Annotated in this window: 18 protein-coding genes and 1 pseudogene; 13 read left to right on the plus strand and 6 right to left on the minus strand. The window is 69.0% G+C overall.

Annotated elements, in window-relative coordinates; all coding sequences use genetic code 11:
* Window positions 1-47 precede the first annotated feature (47 nt).
* From B4K29_RS12900 to B4K29_RS12920, 5 genes are all read left to right on the plus strand, one after another.
* On the plus strand, window positions 48-6473 hold the full coding sequence (locus tag B4K29_RS12900; RefSeq protein ID WP_286967598.1) for a DEAD/DEAH box helicase: 6426 nt from the start codon (window positions 48-50) through the stop codon (window positions 6471-6473).
* Between the two features lie 3 nt (window positions 6474-6476).
* Window positions 6477-8780, plus strand: coding sequence for a UvrD-helicase domain-containing protein (locus B4K29_RS12905; protein ID WP_286967599.1), 2304 nt, complete (start codon window positions 6477-6479; stop codon window positions 8778-8780).
* An 85-nt stretch (window positions 8781-8865) separates the two neighbouring features.
* The gene (locus tag B4K29_RS12910) at window positions 8866-9774 is read left to right on the plus strand and encodes an HNH endonuclease (protein ID WP_286959889.1); all 909 of its coding nucleotides are present in this window, start codon (window positions 8866-8868) and stop codon (window positions 9772-9774) included.
* A 111-nt stretch (window positions 9775-9885) separates the two neighbouring features.
* Window positions 9886-10512 carry a hypothetical protein gene (locus tag B4K29_RS12915; RefSeq protein ID WP_050347315.1) on the plus strand — a complete coding sequence of 209 codons (627 nt, stop codon included), beginning with the start codon at window positions 9886-9888 and terminating at the stop codon, window positions 10510-10512.
* Between the two features lie 73 nt (window positions 10513-10585).
* Window positions 10586-11251 carry a hypothetical protein gene (locus B4K29_RS12920; RefSeq protein ID WP_029210888.1) on the plus strand — a complete coding sequence of 222 codons (666 nt, stop codon included), beginning with the start codon at window positions 10586-10588 and terminating at the stop codon, window positions 11249-11251.
* Window positions 11252-11278: 27 nt separating this feature from the next.
* Here B4K29_RS12920 and B4K29_RS12925 read toward each other — a convergent pair whose 3' ends face one another.
* Window positions 11279-11935, minus strand: coding sequence for a DUF7002 family protein (locus B4K29_RS12925; protein WP_286967601.1), 657 nt, complete (start codon window positions 11933-11935; stop codon window positions 11279-11281).
* 93 nt (window positions 11936-12028) lie between these two features.
* On the opposite strand from B4K29_RS12925, the gene B4K29_RS12930 reads away from it, so the two are divergent.
* The 4 genes from B4K29_RS12930 (at window position 12029) to B4K29_RS12945 (ending at window position 15539) form a co-directional block, all read left to right on the plus strand.
* Complete coding sequence (locus tag B4K29_RS12930) at window positions 12029-12481, plus strand: IS1096 element passenger TnpR family protein (RefSeq protein ID WP_286967602.1); 453 nt, start codon at window positions 12029-12031, stop codon at window positions 12479-12481.
* A gap of 192 nt (window positions 12482-12673) precedes the next feature.
* Window positions 12674-12982: a type II toxin-antitoxin system RelE/ParE family toxin gene (locus tag B4K29_RS12935; protein ID WP_029210890.1), complete on the plus strand. Its 309-nt coding sequence runs from the start codon at window positions 12674-12676 to the stop codon at window positions 12980-12982.
* A 5-nt stretch (window positions 12983-12987) separates the two neighbouring features.
* On the plus strand, window positions 12988-14058 hold the full coding sequence (locus tag B4K29_RS12940) for a HigA family addiction module antitoxin (RefSeq protein ID WP_286967625.1): 1071 nt from the start codon (window positions 12988-12990) through the stop codon (window positions 14056-14058).
* A gap of 107 nt (window positions 14059-14165) precedes the next feature.
* Entirely contained in the window at window positions 14166-15539 is a 1374-nt protein-coding gene (locus B4K29_RS12945) for an acetamidase/formamidase family protein (protein WP_286967606.1), read from the plus strand.
* A gap of 184 nt (window positions 15540-15723) precedes the next feature.
* Here the strand turns inward: B4K29_RS12945 and B4K29_RS12950 are convergent, their stop codons facing one another.
* Entirely contained in the window at window positions 15724-16929 is a 1206-nt protein-coding gene (locus B4K29_RS12950; protein ID WP_286967608.1) for a hypothetical protein, read from the minus strand.
* A 384-nt stretch (window positions 16930-17313) separates the two neighbouring features.
* On the opposite strand from B4K29_RS12950, the gene B4K29_RS12955 reads away from it, so the two are divergent.
* On the plus strand, window positions 17314-18288 hold the full coding sequence (locus tag B4K29_RS12955; RefSeq protein ID WP_286967610.1) for a LysR family transcriptional regulator: 975 nt from the start codon (window positions 17314-17316) through the stop codon (window positions 18286-18288).
* On the opposite strand, the gene B4K29_RS12960 is transcribed toward B4K29_RS12955, so the two are convergent.
* The 3 genes from B4K29_RS12960 to B4K29_RS12970 are packed head-to-tail and all read right to left on the minus strand — an operon-like array spanning window position 18225 to window position 19923.
* On the minus strand, window positions 18225-18800 hold the full coding sequence (locus B4K29_RS12960) for a hypothetical protein (protein WP_286967612.1): 576 nt from the start codon (window positions 18798-18800) through the stop codon (window positions 18225-18227). The genes B4K29_RS12955 and B4K29_RS12960 overlap by 64 nt on opposite strands.
* 5 nt (window positions 18801-18805) lie before the next feature.
* Window positions 18806-19606 carry a C39 family peptidase gene (locus B4K29_RS12965; protein WP_286959899.1) on the minus strand — a complete coding sequence of 267 codons (801 nt, stop codon included), beginning with the start codon at window positions 19604-19606 and terminating at the stop codon, window positions 18806-18808.
* Window positions 19603-19923 (minus strand): hypothetical protein, encoded by a 321-nt coding sequence (locus B4K29_RS12970; protein WP_029210898.1) that lies wholly within the window; start codon window positions 19921-19923, stop codon window positions 19603-19605. The genes B4K29_RS12965 and B4K29_RS12970 overlap by 4 nt, the downstream gene beginning before the upstream one ends.
* A gap of 106 nt (window positions 19924-20029) precedes the next feature.
* Between B4K29_RS12970 and B4K29_RS12975 the strand changes: the two genes are divergently transcribed.
* From B4K29_RS12975 to B4K29_RS18465, 3 genes and pseudogenes are all read left to right on the plus strand, one after another.
* A complete protein-coding gene (locus tag B4K29_RS12975; RefSeq protein WP_286967614.1) occupies window positions 20030-21202 on the plus strand; it encodes a hypothetical protein in 1173 nt (390 codons plus the stop codon).
* A gap of 148 nt (window positions 21203-21350) precedes the next feature.
* Window positions 21351-21476, plus strand: a complete 126-nt coding sequence (locus B4K29_RS12980) for a hypothetical protein (RefSeq protein ID WP_286959900.1) — start codon at window positions 21351-21353, stop codon at window positions 21474-21476.
* Window positions 21477-21976: 500 nt separating this feature from the next.
* A pseudogene (locus tag B4K29_RS18465) lies at window positions 21977-22096 on the plus strand (Cmx/CmrA family chloramphenicol efflux MFS transporter); the annotation flags it as partial.
* A 19-nt stretch (window positions 22097-22115) separates the two neighbouring features.
* Here the strand turns inward: B4K29_RS18465 and B4K29_RS12985 are convergent.
* Window positions 22116-22880 carry an alpha/beta fold hydrolase gene (locus B4K29_RS12985; protein WP_286959901.1) on the minus strand — a complete coding sequence of 255 codons (765 nt, stop codon included), beginning with the start codon at window positions 22878-22880 and terminating at the stop codon, window positions 22116-22118.
* Window positions 22881-22958 lie beyond the last annotated feature (78 nt).

A 22958-nucleotide genomic window follows, 5' to 3' on the forward strand; every position in this document is an offset into this window, starting at 1 on the left:
ACTTTAAGAGACACGCCCTAGCGCACCGATTGCGAGGACGCATCACCATGACCGAGCTGTTGCCCAGCCTGCAGTCCGATCAGGTCCGTCGTGGCCTGGTGGACTACCTCACGACGACCTTCGCCTTGGCCGATGCCGAGCCGAGGAGGGCGCTCGCGGAGTTCCTGGAGGACGCGACGGACGGGATCTTCAAGGGACCCTACGTACGGCTGCGGCTGCCCTTCGCGGAGGCGGCGCCCACCTGGGGCCAGTACCTCGATTGGAAGCCCCCGTTCCCGCCGTACCGGCACCAGGCTGAAGCCTATCGACGACTGACGAGCAAAGACCTCGGTGCCGAGAAGCCACGTCCGCTCCCGACGATCGTCACAACCGGCACGGGGTCCGGCAAGACGGAGGCCTTCCTGCATCCGATCCTCGACCACGTGCGCAGAGCCCGTGAACGGGGCGAGGCCGGCATGAAGGCCCTGATCCTGTATCCGATGAACGCCCTCGCTGACGACCAGGCGGGGCGCCTCACTCAACTGTTGACCAACGATCCTGCGCTGTCGAGGGTCACCGCCGGTCTGTACACCGGTGATGCGCGTGAGGGGCAGGCCGGCGAGGGCCGCACGCGGGTCACGCCAGAGGGGCTGATCACCAATCGCTCGATTCTGCGAGACGATCCGCCGGACATTCTGCTGACCAACTACAAGATGCTCGACCAGCTGCTGCTGCGTCCCTCGGACCAACCGCTCTGGGCCAAGAGTGCCCTGTCCCTCACCTATCTGGTCCTGGACGAGTTCCACACGTATGACGGTGCTCAGGGCACGGACGTGGCGATGCTGTTGCGCCGGTTGGGGCTCGCGCTCAGGGACCAGGTGCCGGCGGATCACCCCGAGCGGGCGTCGTTCGACGCCCGTCCCCTAGGCCGACTCACTCCCGTGGCGACTTCGGCCACCTTGGGGGACCGTGGTGATCCTGAGCGAATGCTGTCGTTCGCCCAGCAGGTGTTTGGCGAGGTATTTCCGGACGACTCGGTGATCACCGAGACGCGCGTCGACGTGGACGCACTGACCGAGGCAACGCGCGAGGCGCTGGGTGACAAGGCGATCCGACGGCTCTCCGGCCTCGTGACTGGCGCAGTCCGCGACCTAGCGGAGACCGGTCTCCAGCACCGCGGCGACGGGGACTCTTTGGTCGCCACTGTCATCGACGCGCTGTATGACCGTGCGGCCCTCCCCAGGGATCTCGCTGATGCCCAGCTCCTTGCCGCCCACCCCGACGTGCGAGCGATGGTCGAGGCGGCGGGGGATGCCATCCCGCTGGATGACCTCCGCGACGAGCTGCTGCCGCGAACCGCTGTGGCAGACGATCCAACAGCCGCTCGGGGCGCGATCGAGGCCATCCTCGCGGCCCTCAGCCACGTGCGGCTCGGCCATCGCGACTCCGTGTCGGTGGAGGTGACGATGTGGGTGCGAGAGGTGACGCGCGTGGACCGGCTGGTGTCGTCGCAGCCGAGCTTTCGGTGGGGTGACGACGGGCAGCTCGATCCAGCTGCGGAGCTGGCGGGACGTGCGCTGCCGGCCATCTATTGCCGGGCCTGTGGTCGCTCGGGCTGGGGCGCGACACTTGCATCTACCGGCCGTGACCTCGCGGATCGCGACGAGAGCATCCGCCGCGACCACCTGCTGCATCGGGGTCGCTTCCGGGCCCTGCTGCACGCGCCCGGTGAAGCCTCCTTGCACCTGACCTCCAACGGGGGCGGGGCCGTTGCCTCAGATCGCCGTACGCCCAACCTGCGTTGGCTGCACATGGGCCAGCGGACCGTCCTGGCGCGACGCCCAGCAGATGACGATCCCGACCTCCTTGAGGGTGATGTCCTGCCCGTCCTCATGCTCGATGGTGAGACAGAAGACGTCGAGAAGCGTGCTCAGAACGACGAGTGCCCATCGTGCGGCAAGAGCGACTCGATCCGCTTCCTGGGCAGCGCGATCGCCACGCTCTTGTCCGTGAGCCTGTCGACGCTTTTTGGCGATCGCCACCTCGACCCGCGGGAGAAGCGCGCCCTCGTCTTCACTGACTCCGTGCAGGACGCCGCCCACCGAGCCGGATTCGTGGACCACCGCTCGCACGCCATGTCGCTCCGTGCGGCCCTACGCGAAGCGTTGACGGAGCCGACGGCGCTAGACGTGTGGGTGGACGAGGTGCTGAGACGAGCCGAGGGTGACGCCTTTGCCCGCTATCGGCTGGTGCCAGCCGCCGTCAGCGAGCACGAGCGCTTCGCGCCGTACTGGCGAGCCGGCACATGGAGTCGCGTGCCGACGCGATCCCGCACGGCCGTGCGTCGCCGACTTCTCTTCGACGCGGCGCTGGAGGTGGGCCTGCAGTCCACCTACGGCCGCACCCTGGAGGCGACGGGCTCGGTCGGAGTCCATGTGTCTGCAGGGCCCACCTCTGCTTTGGTCGCGGTGGCTCGAAGGGCGTTGGCTGCCGACGACATCGACGTCCTGCCCGGCGAACTTTCCGACATCACAGAGCAGCAGCTAGCGAGATGGGTCCGAGGCAGCGTCGAGCACCTGCGTCGTGACGGCGCCATTGACCACGAATGGCTCAAGAAGTACGTCAGCGATGACGGAAACCGCGTCTGGATCTGGGGAAGGCGGCGCCGAGATGAGGGTGCCCCCTCCTTCCCGCGCGGGCGCAGCGCCCCTGCGTATGCCGTGGCCGGCGGACCTGCCAACGACCGCAGCGCCTTCGTCCGCGTGACGTCATCCCTGAGCTGGTATGCCCGCTGGGCGCAGAAGTGCCTCGGTATCAACGCGGGCCATGGCGCGGCGGTGGCTGCGCGGCTTCTCGCCGCCCTGGCGCAACGAGACGTGCTAACACAAACCACGACGGACAAGGGCGGGAAGGCGTACGGCATACCGCCGACAAACGTCGTGATCACCCCCCTGAGCGACTCCACGATCGCCACCCAAACCACCCTCCTCGTCTGCGACACCTGCCGGTCTCCGCTGCCTGTCTCCCCGGCGATCGCCGAGGAGCTCCTGGACGGTCCCTGCCCCTCTGTCGAGTGTGTGGGGGCGCTGCGTGCGGGCCACCGTGAGGCCGACTCGTTCTATCGCCGGCTCTTCGAGACGACGGACATGCGTCGAGTCGATGCTCGCGAGCACACCAGCTTGCTGCTCCCCGCGGAACGCCGCGAGATCGAAGCGGGATTCAAGAGGTCGGATCAGCGGCCAGGCGACCCCAACGTGCTGGTGGCAACGCCAACGCTGGAGATGGGCATCGATATCGGTGACCTGACGACCGTGATGCTCTCATCTCTACCCGACTCTGTCGCAAAGTACCTGCAGCGCGTGGGCCGCGCCGGTCGCCTCACGGGCAGCTCGCTGGCCCTCGCCTACGTCACGGGCCGGGGTGAGCAGCTCCCCCGACTCGGCGACCCCACGTCGATGATTAACGGGGAGGTCCGGCCACCGGCGACCTATCTCGACGCGGAGGAGATCCTGCGGCGACAGTTCCTCGCGTCCGTCATCGACGGCATGGTGCGGGACGGCTACGAGCGCGTTCCGCGCCGGTCCGGTGACGTCTTGGCCTCGGCCGACCCGGGCACCCTGCTCGGCGACGTCATCGAGCGGGTCCGCGTGCGGGGCGAGCATCTGCTCGACCGATTCGTCGGGACGTTTGATGACCCCGCGACCGCGGGATTGCTGGCGCTGCGTCGGTGGGCTCTGCCCGACCAGGGCGATGACATGCCTGCTGTCGACCCTGCTGTGGAGCAGCAGCTTCCCCAGAAGGTCCGTGGCGTCGACACGCTGGAGGCGACGATCTATCGGGCGGTCCAGGAGCACACCCGTGAGGTGGAGGAGATCAGACGCCAGCGGCGCGAGATCGAGGATGCCCTCCCTGAGCTGCGTGAGGCGGCTGAGCGAACCGCTGCCACCGAGGATGACAGGGCGGCTTCGCGGTCCGCGAAGGGTGCCATCCACCTGCTGAGGCGAGTGCTCAGGGAGCTGACCGAGGAGCCGTGGATCACCGGCCTCGAGATCCGTGGCCTGCTTCCCAACTACTCCCTGCTTGACGACTCCGTCGAGCTGGATGCCCAGGTCTCATGGATGAACCCCGAGACCCAGCAGTACGACACCGATCCCCTGGTCATCGACCGCGGGTCCGCTCGCGCGCTGACGGAACTTGCCCCCGGCGCCTACTTCTATGCCCGAGGGCTAGAGATGCGGGTCGATGGCGTCGAGATTGGGCGGGACGACGCAGAGGTGCGGCTGCATGCCGCCTGCGACTCGTGTGGCTACGTGTGCGACCTCGGCCCAGGTGGGGCCAAGGAGGCGCCCCGCGCCTGCCCTCGATGCGGGAGCACGGGCATCGCCGACATGGGCCAACGCTTTGAGGCCGTCCGGCTGAAGCGGGTGTTCTCCGACATACGACGGGACGACGCACGCATCGGCGACGACTCCGACGAACGCCGCCGCACGCCCTTTGAGGTCGTCACCGCCGTTGACTTCGACCCGGCTCTCTGCGAAGGGCGATGGTCGGTTGCACGCGTCGGTCTGGGAGTGGCCCACTACCGGCGGCTCCCGGTGCGGTGGTGGAACCTCGGCCGGGTGACCGGTGCCCCCACGATCAACCGGATTGCCGGTCGTGACGTGACGGCGCAGAAGTTCCGGATCTGCGAGGCCTGCGGGAAGCTCGACAAGGATGCTGGGTCGAGCTCACCGTCAGAGCACCGGGCATGGTGTCGACACCGCCACGATGACAAGGAGCACACGCGGTTGCTTGCCCTTGGGCGGGAGCTCGTGACACAGGGGGTGGCGATCAGCCTTCCCCTCGTGGTGACCGACGGGCTCTACAGCCTCCCCGGCCTGTCTGCCGCCCTGCTGCTTGGCCTGCACAAGACCATGGGTGGCGCGCCTGACCACTTGCGCGTGGAGATCGTGCCCCATCCGGTCGGCGACGGTGGTCAGGTGCTGGAGTCGCTCTTTCTGCATGACACCGTCCCGGGAGGCACGGGCTATCTCACTGACCTCGCCTCGCCAGATCGACTGTGGGGCATCCTCGTGCGGTCAGCCCAGGTCCTCGAGAAGTGCCCGTGCCAGGACGAAGCGCGCGCCAGCTGCTATAGGTGTCTGCTGCCCTTCGTGCGCCACGCAGATCAGGCCTACCGCGTCGAGGCGCTGCGCGCGCTCAAGTACCTGCTCCAGGTGGACCAGGACGAGTCGGTGGCTGAGCTCGATCCCGATCAGCCCCGATGGTCGATCACGCACGGAACGGCTGGGTGGGTGTCTCCCGAGTCACCGCTCGAGCAAAAGCTTCGCCTAGTCCTGAAGGACCGACTGGGCGGGGTCGCCTCTGTGCGAGAGCGGCCAGGGTCGCGCGGCACTGAGCTGATCGTCACCGGAGCCAACAACCGGACCTGGACACTGGCGCCTCAGGTGGACGTCGCGGGCACTCGACCCGACTTCGTGCTCAGCACCCCCGGAGTCGCCCCCATCGCGATCTATGCCGATGGCCGTGCGTTCCATGCGACGCAGGCACACAACGCCATTGCCGACGATGCGCGGAAGCGAGAGGCGTTGCGGGCCAGCGGATATCAAGTCATTGCCGTGACCGCGGCGGACCTGGATCAGGCCTCGCCTCCCGGTTGGCTCAACGAGGTGCTCATTGGTCAGATGATGGCTCTCCCCGCAGGAGTGTTAGGTGCGGGAGTGTCCCGCGCCGCCGCAGCGGAGCACAAGGGTGGGCCACTGGCGCTTCTGGAGGGGGTCATCCAGTCGCCCGAGGACAGCGCTCGGCTGCGGTTGGCCAACGCTGCACCCCTCCTGCTGGGGCTTTACACGGGGCGCGGTGGACGGTCGAGCATCGCTCCGGACGAGAGCCTTGTCGGCGTCGCCCTCGGCATGATTGCAGCAGCCCACGTCGAGTCCGGGGCTGGCGACGATCTCTTGACCTATCGCATCCCGCACCTGACGTTCGCGGCCAGGCTGCGCGGCAACCAGCCCGTCGAGATGGCGCTCGTCGTGGACGACACCGACGAAGCTGTCGGCAACGCGGACCACGAGGAGGCGTGGCGTGAATGGCTGCGGCTGTCCAACCTGCTTGGCCAGTCAGACGTTCCCTGCACCATCACGTCTCGAAGCGACCTGGAGTCTTGCGTCGACGTGCGCGACCGGGCCGAGCGCAGTCGGGGAGTGTGGGAGGGCACGGACCTTGAGGGTCTCGACGACGACATCGTGCAGCTCGCCCGCGAGCTGTCCGCCGCTGACGCACCCCCTGCCTCGGTCGGCGAAGAGCTCGACGGTGGTGTGGCTGCAGAGCTGTCCTGGCCCGCACCCAAGGTGGCCGTGGTGTATGCCGAGATGCCCGACGACGACGTCGCCGTGCTGCGCGCTGCAGGATGGGTGGTGCATCGTGCGCAGGACGACGTGAAGGCACTCGCCGACGAGGTACGGGAGTCCCTGAGCAGCCGAGACAAGGAGTAGGGCATGCCCACGCTGATCTGGAGCAAGGTCAAGGACGGGCTGGACCCCTCCATGAAGAAGAAGGCCTACGCCTTCTTTGAGAAGCTGCAGGAGGACGACACCCGGCCCGGACTGCACATCGAGCCCATCAAGGGCAGCGTCGACGAGAGGGTCCGGACTGGCCGCGTCGATGACAACTTCCGGTGTGTGCTGTTCAAGATCACCTCGGGCGACGATTCGTTCTATGTGATCCATGGCGTGTGGCCGCACGACAAGGCGAATGCCATCGCCGAAACTGTCCGCCTGTCGATGAACCCCATCAATGGCGTCCCCGAGGTCGAGCGCGTCGTTGACGCCTACCGTGATGCGGCGACGGGGAACGCGGATCCTGCGGTGACGGCGGCGCCGGACACCGTGTCGCGGAAGGCCGTGCCTGTTGACGCCGCCATTGAGGATTTGGCGGTGTCCTCGGAGCCGAGTGGGCACGACGTCATATCGGGTCAGCCTCCCCAGGAGGCCGCCCCCAGCTGGCCGGCAGGACTGACCCCCGAGTTGCTCCACGCAGAGCTGGGCATCGAGGCCGGGTTGGCGGAGTCCGCACTTGCGGCGCCCACGGAGGCTGCTCTCACGGACGTCATTTCGCAGGCGCGCGTGGAGTGGCATGGTGACGCGTTGCTCGAACTTGCCACCGGGGCGGCCGTGGAGGATGTCCGAGCGACCTTCAAGCTCGACATCCCCGTCGACCTCGGCCAGGGCGCCGAGGAGGAGCAGCTGCTCAAGAGCCTGGAGCACCCGGCCGCCCAGGCGACGTTCCATTGGGTCAAGGACGACGCCGACCTGCGACAGATCATCGAAGCTGGGGACTTCGGCGCCTGGCGCCTTTTCTTGCACCCAGAGCAGCGCAAGTATGTCGACGCGGACTACAAGGGGGCTTTCCGGCTGTCCGGGGGTGCAGGAACCGGCAAGACCGTCGTGGCGGTGCATCGCGCGCATCGGTTGGCGGCCAACAACCCGCAGGCCCGAGTCCTGCTGACGACATACACCCGGAACCTTGCTGATGACCTGGCGGCAAGCTTGTTGCGCCTGGACGACCAGCTCAAGCTGCAATCCCACCTGCGAGAGCCCGGCATCGTCGTGAAGGGAATCGATGCGGTCGCGTGGGCCGTCGTGCAGCGCGCGGAGGTCTCCATCGAGCCCGCTGTCGCGGAGGTGCTGGGTGAGGGGCGCACGTCCGTCTTGGGGAGCAGCAGACCTGGCCTGTGGGATGAAGCCCTTGCCGAGGCGGGCTCTGGCCTGCCTCCCGAGCTGGCGACCGAGACTTTCCTCGAGACCGAATACGCGCTCGTCATCCTCCCAAACAGCATCACGAGCGAGACGGAGTATGTGCGTGTGCGGCGGGCGGGGCGTGGCGTGGCCCTAGACCGTGCGAAGCGGAAAGCCGTGTGGGGGGTCGTTGAGCGGTATCGCTCCAAGGCCCGGGCGGACGGCACGACCGACTTCGACGAGAAGGCTGCCATCGCCTGTGCATGGCTGGAGCAGAACGGACCAATCTTTGACCACGTGCTCGTGGATGAGGCTCAGGACCTGACGCCATCGCGGCTGCGTCTGTTGCGTGCGCTCGTCGCCGACGGGCGGAACGATCTCTTCATCTGCGAGGACTCGCACCAGCGCATCTATGGGCAGAAGGTGACGCTCTCGCACGTCGGGATCAACATCCGTGGCCGCTCTCGCCGGCTGACGCTGAACTATCGGACGACGGCGCAGAACCTCCGATGGGCGATGGGGATCCTCTCTGGAGGGGCGTTCACCGATATGGAGGGCGAGGACGAGGCGCACGGCTATCGATCGGCGCGCTCGGGACCCGTGCCCCACCTCATCGAAGCTCCGTCGATGGCGGGTGACCTGGACATTGCCGCTGAGCTGATTCAGTCCTGGCTGCCGGGGTCCCAGCCCATGGCGGAGGGCCGAGCGCCGGCCCCCGAAGCGATCGCAGTGCTCGTGCCAGATAGGTGGGTCCGCAGCAACGTCGTCAACGGCCTGGCCGAGCGCGGCGTGGATGCGCGCTCGGTGGAGCAGGAGAACGTCAAGCCCGGCAAGCCCTTGGTGATGACCATGCATCGGGCCAAGGGCCTTGAGTTCACCCATGTGTTGCTCTTTGGCGTGCACGAGGGGGCCGTTCCTCGGGTCGTCAAGGACTATGAGGTGAGCGAGCAGGACAAGGCTGACGCGCTCCTGCGGCAGCGATCCCTCGTCTACGTTGCGGCGACGCGGGCCCGAGACGTCCTTGCTGTGACGTGGTCCGGGGCTCGCTCACCCTTCATAGGCTGACTCGCGTCCGTCTGCTCACGCGCCCGGTCCAGATCAGTCGGCGGGGCGAGGGCTGCTTCGCGTTGGGCGGTGGGAAGCTGTCGCCATGCTGAGTCTTGCGGACGAGACGCGCCTGCGGACCGAAGCCATGGCGTGGCTTGCCGCCCGGACGAACGATGGGCGGGACGCCATCACGCGCCAGGAGCTGACTCAGTTCGAGTTCGACGGGCAGCGACTCACGCTCATCGACACCGGTCGAGGCATCCGAAAGCCGAAAAGCTGCCGAGCCGCACTCACGATCATGACCGTCCACACGCCAGAGGGGCGCGAACGTCCCTACGAGGACGTGCTCGGATCTGATGGGCTGCCTCGCTACAAGATGCGCGGCGATGCGCGCAGTGGCGCCGACAACCGCGGCCTTCAGGCCGCCATGGAACTCGGTCTCCCTGTCATCTGGCTCGTCGGCGTCGCTCCAGGACTGTTTCAGACGGTGTTCCCGGTATTCCTCATCGGCGAGGAGCCGGCTCTGCATCAATACGTGCTTGCGTATGACAAGGATCAGGTTCATCAGGCACCCGACTCACCTCTGGAGGAGGTCATGCGGCGCTGGGCCACCCGCGAGACCGAGGTGCGGCTGCATCAGCGCGTCTTCAGATCCATGGTGATGCTGGCGTACAACACGACGTGCGCCGTGTGTTCGCTCAGGCACAGCTCACTTCTAGACGCGGCCCACATCGTCGAGGACAGGCACGCGCTGGGTGTCGCGGCCGTTCGGAATGGTTTGTCGCTCTGCAAGATCCATCATGCTGCCTACGACGCGGGCATCCTGGGCATCAGCCCCGAGCTCACCATCCACATCCGTGCGGACATCCTGGATGAGATCGATGGGCCACTGCTCGAGTACGGCATCAAGGGCCTGCACGGACAGAAGGTGTCAGTGCTGCCTGAGCGGCGTGGAGATCGCCCCGACCCTCAGCTGCTCGATTGGCGCTACCAGCGCTTCCTCTCGGCCTAGGCCGCGCGACCATCCAGGTGGGCTGTCGCGGCAAAAGCCGGCGCCTGACACCTTCTCTACGTTAAGTTGCAAGTTGTCACTCTATGTAGTTGGGCCAGTCGGGAGTCGAAGATGACAGACGTGTTGAGCCATGACGCCGCGACGGTGCGATCGGCGCTAGAGGCGGTCTTGCCTCCAGAGCCGGAGGCCTGGCCCGGCGGCTACCCCGACGATGTCGAGCTTGCGCTCATCGACGCAGTCCTATCGGTGAGGACTCATTACGGACAGCCCCACAACGGTGTGCGTGGGCGAACCGCGAAGTGGCGCGACCACAGGGCCGGCTCAGCCAACGACCTAGCGGCCTTGGCCGGGGACCCGGACCTCGCGGCGGTGCTTGATACCACGCAGAAACTCGGCGGCGGCAAGGTGCTCAAGACGGATGCGATTCGTGAGGCTGCTCGGCGTCTCAGTGAGGCAGGCCTGCGCACCGCTGCCGACGTGGTTGGCCAGCCCGCGATGGCCAGATCGGCCTACACGAGCGTCAGAGGGTTGGGCGGCGTGACGTTCGCCTACTTCATGATGCTGGCGGGCGCCGAGGGCGTGAAGGCCGACACCTGGGTGCTTCGGTTCCTGGAGCAAGCTCTGGAACGCCCCGTCGGCCCCACCGAGGGCGAGGAACTGCTCAGGGCCGCGGCGGAGCAGCTGGGTCACTCGCCCAAGCAGATCGACCACCTGGTGTGGAAGTACATGCGGGGCTGAGCAGCACGAGCTCAGCGTCAAGTGACGTTCGGCGCTGAAGGGTATGTCGGTGGGCGGCGCCATCATGTGAAGCATGCCCCTCATCAACGAGTTGCTCGCTGTGCAGCCGACTCCCGTCCCCACTCTGGTGTCGACGGGGTGGCCGACGCTCGACAAGGTCATGGGCGGGTTCCCCAAGGCCGGGGTCTGGGTCGTCACAGGCGGGCCGAGGAAGGGTGCCAGCACGGTCCTCGTCGAGTGGGTGGGGCGCCTCGCGCTCGCCGGCGCCCCGTCGTTGCTGACTGGACCGGAGCTGGACCCTGTCGCGACAGCTCACCTCCTGGCAGGGGTCCACCGAGACCGATCGGACTGGGGCGACGTGCCTCTACACATCGAGCGCTCCCCCTCGCTGCCGCGCAACGTGGCGACCTGGCGGGCGGTTGCGCTCGACCGGGCGGACCGCGTCCGTGGCGCAACTCCCGGCGCCATACGAGCGATGGCGGATGAGGGCCGGTGCGTCATCGCCAACGTGCCGCTGCGCAAGGTCGTGCATGGGGCTGGGGCGACGGCCGAGCTGGACCACGTGTGGGCGGAAGCGGCCGATGTCATCGTCGAGGTGGAGCTGTATCGCGGTCTGGGGAAGCAGCTCGAGGACCACGAGGTGACCCTGTCAGTGCTGCACAACCGGCACGGGCCGATGACCCAAGGCGCGGGGACGTGGCTCCGCGGGTATTCGCCGATCACGGAGTACGACTTCTGACAGTGGGATGCCTCGCGCCTGGCGGCATCACTCCTGGCTTGGCCTCAAGGGAAAGTCTGGGCCGGGGAAGTGCCGGACCTCCGCCAGGTGGTTGCTCAGGTCTGGGACCGCACCCCTGATGGTCACCTCCACCAGCGCATCCCCCGACTTGCCACGCTTCCGCTGCCAGGCGGCGTGGTCGTAGTCGGCAAGGCGCTTGAAGGTGGTCTTGCCGCGGACGGGCGCGTTGGGCACGTGCGCCGAGCCCGAGTTGTAGGGCGACAACTCGATGAGGTCCTCGTAGCCAGACACCAGTGACGCGGTGTCGAGCGTCAGCACCACCTGCTGCATGGCGCGGTAGTGGCGCCCGTTGAGGAGCCGGAGCAGTCGCGCCTCGCTCGCCCAGAAGAAGCACCGGCTGTCGAGGATCTCGAGGAACTGCTCAACCGACGTCTCGTCGTCCAACACTTCCGAGAGGAACTTCAGGGGCTTCTGATCGCGCAGGATGGCGACATGCCCCTCACCGGGCAGCGTGACGAGCTCAGAGTCAGCGCGGCGCGCGGACGGGGTCGACGCGCCGAGGCCGGCCGTATCCCTGAGCTGGTTGGCCGGCAGCAGGCCGAAGCGCTGGATCGCCGGCCACGCTCGCGCGTCCGCCGTGTGGTAGATCCGCGGGTAGCGGCTGATCAGCTCGTCTGGGGTCACCGGCCGATCGTAGGGCCGGGCCTGCGGCGACGATGGACTGGCGGTTGTGCAGGGAGCCGGCCGCTGGACGTCTGAGGCGGGCAGGATGGAGGCATGGCTCCACGCTGCAAGGTCCTCAAGGTCACGCTCATCAGCGGTCGTGGGGAGGAGTTCGACCCCGCTCCGGGACGGGTCTTCGCGATCCCGCCACGCACCACCTATGCGGCCCTCGCCGACGCCATCGACCGATCGTTCGGCCGCTACGACCTGGGCCACCTCGTCCAGTTCGCGTTCGAGGATGATCTGGTCGTCACGGACGAGGAGACGATCGACGAGCTCGACGACGGCAGCGGCACGCCGCGCTACAAGCCGCTGGAGAGTCCGCTGACCGCGCTCAAGGTGGGTGTCACGTTCACCTACACCTTCGACTTCGGCGACAACTGGCTGCACCACTGCGAGGTGCTGCCCACGATGGACCCGCACGAGGTGCTCGGCGGCCTGGTCCTGCAGGTCGTGCCCCTTGACGGGTGGGGTGACGTGCCCGACCAGCACGGGCGGAAGGTCTGACCCCGACGAGCGTCCCTAGATCGAGCCTGGCTAGGCGCTCGACCCAGTCCACGCACCATCACGAGCACGCTCGTCCGATCGGCGCGGCGACCGAGGGTTAAGTCGGATACAACTATTCAGTCATGGGCTGTATCTGATGTTCCGATTTTGGGTTACCCTGGGGATGGGTGCTCGTGGTGACGAGGGGGGCGCGTGAGGCTCGAGTTCGAGGATGACGAGCTGCGTCGCCTTGCCGCCGGCGAGATCCAGGACGTGAAGCGGTGGCCGCCAGCGGTCACCAAGATGTTCCACCGCCGCATCCAGTTCCTGGCGGGTGCGGCGGACGACCGCGACCTCAGAGCGATGAAGTCACTGCACCTCGAGCAGCTCAAGGGCAACCGATGGCGTGGGCACTCGTCCATCCGCCTCGACCAGCAGTACCGACTCATCCTGCGCTTCTACACAGACTCGCAGGGCCGCGTGACCGTCATCGTCGACGGACTCGACTACCACAAGGGGTGATCAAGATGTCCACACAGAGCGTCATGGCCTTCCCCCCTGGCGACTTCCTCGCCGAGGAGCTGGAAGCGCGAGGGTGGACCCAGGCAGACTTCGCCGAGATCATCGGCCGTCCTGCGCAGCTCGTCTCGGGCATCGTCTCGGGCAAGAAGGAGATCACTCGCGAGACGGCCTGCGAGATCGGCACTGCCCTCGGCACGTCCGCGGAGGTGTGGCTCAATCTCCAGAACGCCTACGAGCTGTGGCTCCGAGAGAGCGACCCCAGCGCTGCCAGCAAGCTTGCTGACGTCCGCACGCGCGCCAAGATGAATCAACGCGCACCCATCTCGGTGCTGCGCAAGCGTGGCTTCCTCCCCTCAGGTCCCCTTGTCCAACAACGCGACGCGCTCCTCCGCCTGCTGGGCATCGAGACCTTGGACGACGAACCCGCGTTCGCGGCTGCAGCCCGCCGTCACAACTCCGGCCAGCCCATCACCTCCACGCAGTGCGCCTGGCTGGCCTGCGCGCGTGCGGTCTCACGCGACCTGCGCGTCGCTTCTTACGATCGGGATGCCTTGCTCAAGCTCGCCGCAGGGCTGACTCAAGACGTCCGATCGCCTGAGGACCTGGCGGCGCTTCCGGAGCGTCTCGCGGCTGCAGGTGTGCGGCTTGTCCATGTCGAGGCATTCCCGGGGAGTCGTCTCAGTGGGGCCTCGTTCTCCGAGGGTGATGGCGGCCCCGTCATCGCCCTGTCGGGCTATGGCAAGCGACTGGACCGGGTCGTCTTCACGCTCCTGCACGAGATCGCGCACGTCGTCCTGGGTCACGTGGTCGGCGGCCGCATTGTCGTCGACGAAGGCGTGGATGCCAGCGATCCCCAGGAGGGCGAGGCAGACGAGCTCGCCGGACGATGGGCGCTCCCGCATGTCATGGATCCACCGGCCAACGTCCGTCGCCCTTGGGTGTACGCCGAGGCGGACCGCCAGGGAGTGCACCCCATGATCATCGTCGGTCGGCTGCAGCACGAGGGCCGACTCGACTGGAAGACCGAGCTCGCACGGGGAGCGCCGACGGTCGACGCTGTCCTGGCTCGGTGGTGATCTATCGGGCCCAGGCGAAACATTGTGGCCTGCGCCGCGACACAGGGCGGAAACGCGTGAGGCCTAGCTTCTCGGCATACGGCCAAGACACCCGCTGAGGAGCACCCATGCCGAGCACCGACCCCGCCCACCTCGTCGCCGCGCTGGAGCACGGGCTCGGGCGACGGCGCCTGCTGCAGGCCGCTGCCGCCACCGGGCTGGGCGTCACCGCCGCCGCCGTCGGGGCCGAGCAGGCGCACGCATCCCACCAGCTGCCGACGGGATTGACCGAGGCGACGCTCTCCTGGCGCAACCCCAGGGGCGTGCTGCAGCCGCGCACGGGGCCGATCAAGGGGCAGCACTACCTGGCGTCGGAGACCGACGAGGTGCTGTGGGGCTACGTGCCGACGGTGCACGCCACGCCCGTGCTGACCGTCCGCTCCAGGGCCACCGTCACGATCGACGCGCTGTCGCACGAGGGGATCCTCGAGGACCAGGGACGCGACCCGGTGGCCTGGTTCGGGTCCAAGGGGGTGCCGCGCGCCGGGGTGCTGCGCGACGCCGTCGACGTGGCGGCGCACTACGACCGCACGCCGCGCAGCTTCGACAAGGACGGGCCGCACGTCGTCACCGGACCGATCGCGGTGGCGGGCGCCGAGCCCGGCGACGTCCTCAAGATCGAACCCCTGCACCTGCTCCCCCGCGTCCCCTACGGCGTCGTGTCCTCCCGCCACGGCAAGGGCGCCCTCGCGGTCAAGGCGGACGGCACTGCGCCGGCGGGCATCTCGCTCGCCGAGGTCATACCGCCGCGCGCCACCGACGGCCGGGCGAGCGGCGACCCGACGCGCTACGGCAACGTCTCGGTCTTCACCGGCATCGAGCGCGGCAAGGCCGTGATGCGCAGCGGCAGCCGCTCGATCCGGTTCCCGCTCAACTACTTCTTCGGGATGATGGGCCTCGCGTATGCCGACGCCAACGGCCTCACCGACCCGCTCGCCAACTCGGTCCCGCCCACCCTCGGCGGCGGCAACATCGACATCCGCCAGCTCGGGGTCGGCTCCACGTTCTACCTGCCGGTGCGCGCGCCGGGCGGGCTGTTCTACGTCGGCGACCCGCACATGGCGATGGGCTCCGGCGAGGTGGCGCTCACGGCGATGGAGGGCTCGCTGCGCGGCGCCTTCCGAATGACGGTGTGCAAGAAGGGATCCGGCGACGCGCCCACCGTCGCCCACCGCTATCCCTGGGCCGAGACCCGCGACCACTGGCTCCCCATCGGCCTGTCCGACCCCGACGGCTCCGGTGGCGGCACCAACGACTCCGACCTCGACGTCGCCATGCGCCGCGCCGTGGTCAACGCCCTGGACTTCCTCGAGCAGGAGCAGGGCATCGACCGTGCGGTGGCCTATGCCTACCTGTCGGCGGCGTCCGACTTCGTGGTGTCGCAGGTCGTCGACCGCACGACGGGGGTGCACGGCCTGATCAGCAAGGCCGACTTCCGCTGAGCGCCGTCCTCGGTGCATTCCTCAGTGCATTCGTCACTGACATCACTGCATTCGGCACTGTTCAGTGAAGGAGGTAGCACGCCACTGATGGCGGAAGCCTGGGCACCGTCCAGCGTGCCCAGGTTTCCGCAATCGTGTGGTCAGGTCTCCCCGTGACGTATGCCGCTGCGGGGTGTCAGGACGATCAGGGCGTGTAGCGCTGCGCCGTGAATGCTGGCGCCGGCCCGGAGCACCTGCCGATGACGTCCGGGTTGAGCCACGCTCCCTTGGCGCGCAGCTCGGAGCACAGCGGCACGTCCTGACCGGACCAGACCTTGATCCAACGCCCCTTCTTGACGCCCCACATCGCCATGCCGCCACCGCAGCCGGAGCCGAACTCGCTGACCATGGCCGAGCTCTGGGCGTCGAGGGCCTCCACCGTGATCGTCATGGGGCAGCCGTCGTTCTCCTTGGTGACCTGGGCGAGCTGAGCGCGGGCGAAGGCGCGAAGCCCGTTGGTGTTCGGGAGCTTCTGCACGTCAGAGGGCTCGGCGATGGTGAGGTTGGGGCGTGTGACGGGGCCGAGGGCACCGGTCGCGCCCGCGCCGCCAGACGAGCCAGAGGATGGCGCTGCGCGGATGAACCACGCCTTGGTGATGCGCTCCTTGGTGATCTTGCCGGTCTTGACGGTGTCGTAGCCCAGGGGCCCGCGGCGGGCGTACCAGACGTCGCCCTCCTTGATCAGCCCGAAGTCATCGACGTTGCCGGGCGCCGTCAGCAGTGCCTCGCTCTCCCCGCCGCAGCCCTCGGAGCACGAATACATGGCGGCGGTCTCCTGCGGGCCGGGCGGCCAGGCCCCTCCGGAGCGGATGAACCACCGGGACCCGTCGGCCAGCTCGATCCCGAGCGGCACGGGGTTGGCCGGCTTGGACGTCGTCGGCAACGTCCCGTCGACCGGGAAGCGAGTGGCCTTCCTGGCCCACGGCTGCATGGCGCACAGGATGTGCGAGCCACCGTCGTCTGCCACGCAGGCCACGGCGGAGGCGGCGCTGGGACCGCACTGATAGGTCCTCGCGCTCGTCGCCACCATCGATGGCCCGCCGCCGCAGCTCAGTGCGTCGGCGGACTCCTCGACCTTCCACCCGCCGTCGGGGTTGGGCAGCGTGAGCACGATCTGCTTGGTCGCGGGTCCCCCGGTCGCCGTTGAGGTCGCGGTGCCTCCCGACGTGGTCGATGCGCTTGCCGAGCCCGACGCAGCGGTCGACGCCGGTGCCGCCGTGGCGCTCGTGCTCGTCGGCGATGCCGTCACCGTCACGGTCTTGGCGGACTGCGCGCCGGGCGACCCTCCGCCCCCGCACGCAGCCAGCAGTGCCGCGGTCAGCGCGGCGATTCCCCAGCGTCCTGCACGCATGTGAGCCCCCCTCAGAGATGCAGTGACAACACTGTGGCATCCCTGATCGCTCCATGTGAGCAAAATCCCCCAGTTGGCCGCCTGACCAGCGTCACCCCCACCTCGCCGCCCCAAGAACCCCCGATCACGCGAGGGAGCGCGGAAACCTGAGCACCGTCCAGCGTGCCCAGGTTTCCGCAATCAGGCGTGCCCAGAGTTCCGCTGTATCTGCACGCGATGCAGGCTGGCGGACCGGCAGCGTCATCTGGGTGGGTCGCTACATGAAACCTACTCTAAAGATTTTTTAGAGTAGGCCTCACGCGGCTCCGGCAGAGCGGATCCACGACGGGCATGCAAGACCCAGGAGTGTGGCGCAGGTCACATCCAGAGGTCTAGCGTGGGTACGTGGAGATCCAGCTCGTGCGATCCTTCCTCGCCGTGGTGCGGACGGGTTCCGTGACGGGGGCGGCGCGCGAGCTCGGCTACTCCCAACCCGCGATCACCGCTCACCTCAACGCTTTTGATCGCCAGGCCGGCGGCTCGGTGCTCGAGCGTGGCCGGGGCGGCGCCATACTCACCCCGCTCGGTGAGCGCATGCTCCCCCGAGCCGCGCGCGTGGTCGCCGAGCACGACGCGCTCCTCGCCGAGGCGTCCGACGCGGGCGGGACGGGCACGCACCTGGTCGTCGGCTACGCGACGTCGACGATCCTGCCGTATGTCGAGCGCCTGGCGCAGATCGCCGCCCGGGCACTGCCGCGGGTGCGGCTCAGCCTGGTCGCGCTGGAGCGGCCCGCCCAGATCGGCAACGACCTGCTCGCCCACCTCGTCGACCTGCAGGTCGTGCCCGGTCCGCTCGACGACCCCCGGCTCGTCTCGCGGCCGCTGCACCCGCTGCGGGTGGGGGTCCGGGTGACGGCCGCAAGCCCTCTGGCCCCCATGGCGAGCGTGCCGCTGGAGGTGATCCTCGGTCGACCGCTGCACCGCTTGGAGGGCGTCCCTCTGGCGTGGGACCGCTACTGGTGCGCGTGGACCGGCCACGGCGGTCCGCCCGAGCCTGGTCGCGACGTCGGGACGTTCGCCGAGTGCCTGTCGACGATGCAGGATCGGCGGCACGTGATGATCTGCCCGTCAGCGCCGTTCGTGGTGCCGCCGACCGGAGACGTGTGGCGCCCCCTCACCGGCGTCGGCGAGGTCTGGCTCGAGGTCGCCCATCGCGCCAACGACCACCGCCCGGAGGTCCGGGCGGTGGCCTCGTTGGCTCCGGCGACGGTCCGGTCGGCCCCCTCGGCGACCGTTCCCACCGCCGACGAGCCAGGTCAGGGCTCGGGCGCCTCGACCACGGTGGCGGCGAGGGTCTCGAGGGCCTCCGCCATCGGATAGGGCCGCCCCGCCTCGAAGGCCGGCGGCGTCGGCTCGCTCGGGATCACGACGTCGCGTGAGGGGTCGGCGTCGTCGTGGAGCCACAACCCCATGAACAGGCACGCCGGCACGCGCAATAAGCGTTGCTCCAGCGGAGCTCCGCCGCCGAGCTCGTCGTCCAGGCCCCGCGCCGCCTCGCTCAGCCTGGCGACGCCCTGGGCGAGGTCGCCATACGAGACCTGCCGGACCTCGGGCGACGCATCCGCCCGCACGTCCAGCTCGGCCAGCGCGGTCAGCCCGGCGCGCTGCACGACCGCCAGCCAGCCGATCGGCACGACCTGCGAAAGCGCGTCGCCGGAGCGGAGGGCGTCGGCACCCAGGTGGTATGCCGGCCACGACGCCTGGGGTGCGGCACCGCCTGCCTGGTCGTCCACGGGTTCCTCCGTCCGGGCATCGATGAGATCGGTGACGGTGCCGGCGATCTCGTCGCCGAGGCCGGGCGGTGGTTCGGGCACGTAGGTGCTCATCGGCATACCTCTCAGCGTGTCAGGTAGGTGTGGGTCACCGAGCCGGTGCCCAGGTAGGAGCTGTGGAGCGTGGAGAGCCGCACGTCGGACGCGCCGGACCAGGGGTCCTCGACCCCGACGAACTGGTCCACCGCGAGGTAGCCGTCGACGACGACCGCGTGGCCGCCCCCACCGCTCCACTCGATGCGCACGCCGACCGGCCGGCCCCCGTCGATCTCGCCCCGCACGGTGTCGAAGCTCGGCCGCGACTCCGAGAAGCTCGCGAGGTGGCCGGCCGCCCGGATCGCGGCGCCCAACCCGGTCTGCTGGTTGCACGGTCCCGCGCCGCCGGTCGCCGTGCAGCAGTCGGTGCGGCTGAGGTAGGTGTTGGCGAACGTGCACTGCATGAGGTTGGCGCCGTAGAAGTTGGCCACGCTGACCGCGACCGCGCACCAGCACCAGTTGGTCTGCTGCTGGTGCTGCACGGTGAAGGCGAGCCGCCGCCAGTCCAGCGGCGGATGCTGGGAGCCCCGCGGGCGGTCGAGCAGCACGATGTCGGTGACCACGTTGAGCGGCGCCCCCCACGCCACGTCCACGACGAACGTCACGCCGTGGTTGGCGTCGTAGGGCGGGCCGTGCGGCGTGACGTTGCGGACCGTGATGGTCGCGTCCCCGACGAACCGCTGCGACGTGGTGGGCGCCGCGCCGTTGGGCGTGTACTCCGACGCCGTCACGTAGACGGCCGAGTCAGCGTCGACCTGGTCCCAGTTGATGTTGAGCGGGACGCGACCCTTGAGGCCGCGCCAGTACTTGCGGATCGCGACGTCGCTCATGGCGTCCCGATCCAGACCGGCTTGGCGTCCAGGACGGTGATGTCGGTGACCACGTTGAGCGGTGCCCCCCACGCCACGTCCACGACGAAGGTGACCCCGTGGTTGGAGTCGTAGGGCGGGCCGTGCGGCGTCACGTTGGCGACGGTGATGCTCGCCGCGCCGACGAAGCGCTGCGACGTGGCCGGCGCGGCGGCGTTGAGGGTGTACTCCGAGGCCGTGACGAGCACGACGGAGTCGTGGTCGATCGCGTCCCAGTTGAAGTTGAGGGCTCGGCGGCCCTTCAGTCCGGTCCAGTGATGTCTGATGGTCTGGCTCATGACGGTGACGCTAGGGATGACGGGGGCGTCGTGGTCCGCATCATCACGAACCCTGATGACCTACCTCGGGTGGTCACACTCGGCCGGCTCGCGGCACGATGTGGTCATGGCTCGTTGCAAGCTCATCAGGGTCCAGCTCGTGTCCGGCCTCGGCCAGCGCCTCGACCCCTCGCCGGTCCGCCTGATCGTGGTGCCTCGACGAATCCCCTACGCGCAGCTGGCGATCGCCATCAACCACGCCTTCGCGCGCTGGGACGTGGACCAGCCGTGGACGTTCACGCTGCCCGACCGCTCGCAGGTGACGCACTCCCTCGACGGGGCAACGCCGGTGCCGGGGATCCTGCCGCCGTCGACGTCCATCGGCCCGCTCAGCGACCACCAGGAGTTCACGTTCGACTACGACCCGCAGCGCGGCTGGCGGCACGAGTGCCGGGTCCTCGTGACGCGAGAGTCCGTGCAGGAGTGGGGTCGTGAGATCACCGAGCCCACCGTCATCGACGGCTGGGGGCCCATCCCGGACCCCTTCGGCCGCGACGACCCGCTCGACCGGGTCGCGCGTCTCGCGCCGGAGGACGGCGGGCCGGAGGTGGCCCGGCTCGACCTGGGTGCGCTTCGTATGGCGCAGACGCCCGCCGACCTGGCCGCCGCCATCGGCTCGGCCGACGTCACGTTCGCGCTGCAGCAGGTGGGGCTGCGGCTGCTGGCGATGTGGCTCGACGACCGCGATGGTGCGGCGGAGGTGCTGGGCGACCTGACGTCTCGGCTGACCACCCAGATCCAGGAGCGGGAGTGGTACGGCGACGACGAGCTCGCCGCGCTGCTCACCCTGGTGCGGGACGGTGGCGCGCTGCCAGAGGGGGCGCTGGCGATCGACCTCCAGGAGGTGGCGGACGCGCCGGGTGGGGAGGGCGAGGACGGGGCCTACGTGAATCGCCATACGGGCGAGGTGGTCCCGGCGTTCCTGACCGAACCGGGGATGACCATGGACGACGAGCTGGTGGACGTCGACGGGCCGGAGTGGGTGCACGTCGTGCCGGACGGGCGCAGCGAGTACCGCGACATGGAGGTCTTCGCCGCCTGGGTGGAGGACGAGGACCCGCGGTTCGCCGACCTGCTGCGGCGCTCGATCCAGGGCCGCGGGGCGTTCCGCCGTTTCCGGGACGAGCTGCACCAGCAGGGCGAGTGGGTCGACCGCTGGCACTGCTTCGTCGAGGACCGCACGCTCGGCCGGGTGCGCCGCGACCTGACGTGGGAGGGCATCACGCCCCTCCCCGCCTGAGACGGTCGGGCGGCCCATGATCGCGGAAACCTGAGCACCGACAAGGGTGCTCAGGTTTCCGCGATCACCGTGCTCAGGTTTCCGCGTTGTCCCTGCAGGGGCGCGACCGCCGGCGTCGTGGGTCGGGTCGCGGCCGAGCAGCCATGGGATGCCGCCAACAGGACCGACTCTTGACCGCCCCCGCCCGCACCTCGCCACCTGCCGCGAGACGGCGGGCCGCGACCTGCAGGACCCCGCCGACGACCCCTATCCCGACGCGCCTGCCCACGCCTGACCCACGCCTGACCCGCGTCGGCCGTCAATGAGGGTGCAGCACAAGCGGGGCGGAAGCACACTGGGGTATGTCGAACCTCCCACCGCACCACATCGTCACCGAGACCGATGACGTCGCCGCCGCACGGGATCGGGTCGCTGCTGTCCGTGAGGCGGCGGGTTCCGGTGCCGGCTACTACGGATCGACGTACCTCGCCGATCAGCGGCAGGAGTGGCCCTCGTGATCGTCCGCGCGACGCGGGATCCTCGATTCACCGAGCTGCGTCACCCCTGAGCCGGACGGCGCCATCCGGGAACGGGTGGGATCGGCCACCGTCATCGGTGGCCTTCTCCACCCGATGATCGAGCCGCGTCGTTGCCAGGCTGGCAAACGGTCTGGGCGACCTGTCATGGCGGGGCGGACCGTGGGCGCATGGACTCCACCGAGCTGCACGCACCCCCGACCCGCGACGCCACGCCTCTGCCCTCGGGGTCTACGCCCTCGGGTTCAGCCTGTTCGCGATGGGGAGCGCCGAGTTCCTGCTGGCAGGGGTGCTGCCGGCCGTCGCGAGCGACCTCGACGTGCGGGTCGCCGGCGCCGGCTTCCTGATCACGGCGTTCGTGGTGGGGGTGGTCGTGGGTGGCGGCGGGTCAGGTGGCGTCAGTGGGTGCGCAGGAAGGGCTCGAGCGCGTCGGCCAGCGCCACGGGCTGCTCGAGCATCGCGTAGTGCCCCGACTCCGGCAGCACCACGACCTCGGCGTCCGGCAGCAGCCGGCACCACGTCTCGCGGACGGTCCCCTCGCCAAGGGCCGGGTCGTGCGCCCCCACCACGACGAGCGCGGGCAGGTCGCTCGGCACCTCGTCCGCGAAGTCTGCGCTCGTCCATGCCTGCAGGTGGCGCCCGAAGGACTCCTCCGTCGAGTGCTCCCGCGACGCCGCCACCATGTGCTGCACCCACGTCTGGCTGTGGCGGTTGCCCGTCGTGAAGTCGATGATCCCGGCGCGGTTGCCGTCGTCGGCCGGCGCCCCGTCGAAGAGAGCGCGTCCAGCGTCGTCGAACGGCGTCGGCGTCGCGCCCACGGGACTGATGCCGACGATCGCGCGCACCCGCTCCGGGGCGCGGGCGGCGATGCGCAGCGCGGCCGCCCCGCCCATGGAGTGCCCGACGAGCGTGAACCTCTCCACGCCCGCGGCGTCCAGCCGCGCCAGGACGTCGTCGGCGATCTCGTCGAGCGTGTACTCGCCTGTCTCGCCGAGGCGTTCGCCATACCCGCGGTAGTCGATCCAGTGGATCGTGCTGTCCTCGCCGGCGGCCCGCGCCAGCAGCTCGGGGAAGTCGGCGCCCCACCCCTGGCCCCAGCCGAACCAACCGTGCAGCGCGACGATCGTGTGGGGTTCGCCCTCGTGGCGTGCGGTGTCCGTCATGGCCCCGACCCTAGGGCGAAGGCGCAGCCCACGCACCCGGGGCGGTTCGTCATACGACCGAGACCGGATCTGCGACGA

The sequence above is a fragment of the Arsenicicoccus sp. UBA6765 genome (assembly GCF_002453335.1).
Taxonomy (GTDB): domain Bacteria; phylum Actinomycetota; class Actinomycetes; order Actinomycetales; family Dermatophilaceae; genus Arsenicicoccus; species Arsenicicoccus bolidensis.